At 51.8% G+C, this 1,472-nt stretch carries 1 rRNA gene; it reads left to right on the forward strand.

The window, feature by feature from the left end:
• Positions 1-1,448 (forward strand): 23S ribosomal RNA (locus FTT78_RS13345); the annotation flags it as partial.
• Between the last annotated feature and the right edge of the window lie 24 nt (positions 1,449-1,472).

Raw genomic sequence — 1,472 nt, forward strand, 5'->3', positions numbered from 1 at the left:
AGTCCAGGTGAAAGGAAGTAGGCATGCATCTTAGGCAAATCCGGGGTGCTCTATGCTGAGATCTGATAGCAAGCTGTACTTGTACAGTGAAGTGGCTGATACCCTGCTTCCAGGAAAAGTCTCTAAGCTTCAGTTACACTGGAATCGTACCCGAAACCGACACAGGTGGTCAGGTCGAGTAGACCAAAGCGCTTGAGAGAACTCTGCTGAAGGAACTAGGCAAAATGGTACCGTAACTTCGGGAGAAGGTACGCTGTTGATGGTGATAGGACTCGCTCCTTGAGCTGTCGACAGCCTCAGAAACCAGGCCGCTGCAACTGTTTATTAAAAACATAGCACTCTGCAAACACGAAAGTGGACGTATAGGGTGTGATGCCTGCCCGGTGCTGGAAGGTTAATTGATGGGGTTAGCGTAAGCGAAGCTCTTGATCGAAGCCCCAGTAAACGGCGGCCGTAACTATAACGGTCCTAAGGTAGCGAAATTCCTTGTCGGGTAAGTTCCGACCTGCACGAATGGCATAATGATGGCGGCGCTGTCTCCAGCAGAGGCTCAGTGAAATCGAATTCGCCGTGAAGATGCGGTGTACCCGCGGCTAGACGGAAAGACCCCGTGAACCTTTACTGCAGCTTGACATTGAACTTTGACCTTACTTGTGTAGGATAGGTGGGAGGCTTTGAAACTTGGACGCTAGTCCGAGTGGAGCCGTCCTTGAAATACCACCCTGGTAATGTTGAGGTTCTAACTCTGTCCCGTTATCCGGGACGAGGACCATGTCTGGTGGGTAGTTTGACTGGGGCGGTCTCCTCCTAAAGAGTAACGGAGGAGTACGAAGGTGCGCTCAGCGTGGTCGGAAATCACGCGTAGAGTATAAAGGCAAAAGCGCGCTTAACTGCGAGACCCACAAGTCGAGCAGGTACGAAAGTAGGTCTTAGTGATCCGGTGGTTCTGTATGGAAGGGCCATCGCTCAACGGATAAAAGGTACTCTGGGGATAACAGGCTGATACCGCCCAAGAGTTCATATCGACGGCGGTGTTTGGCACCTCGATGTCGGCTCATCTCATCCTGGGGCTGAAGCAGGTCCCAAGGGTATGGCTGTTCGCCATTTAAAGAGGTACGCGAGCTGGGTTTAGAACGTCGTGAGACAGTTCGGTCCCTATCTACCGTGGGCGCTGGAAATTTGAGAGGATCTGCTCCTAGTACGAGAGGACCAGAGTGGACGAACCTCTGGTGTACCGGTTGTGACGCCAGTCGCATCGCCGGGTAGCTATGTTCGGAAGGGATAACCGCTGAAAGCATCTAAGCGGGAAGCCTACCTCAAGATAAGATTTCCCCGAGGCTTTATGCCTCCTAAAGAGCCGTTGAAGACTACGACGTTGATAGGTTGGATGTGGAAGCATAGCGATATGTGAAGCTGACCAATACTAATTGCTCGTGAGGCTTGACTATACAACACCCAAACAGTTGGGGTTG

The organism is Acinetobacter sp. YH01011, assembly GCF_013420785.1.
Classification (GTDB): Bacteria; Pseudomonadota; Gammaproteobacteria; order Pseudomonadales; family Moraxellaceae; genus Acinetobacter; species Acinetobacter towneri.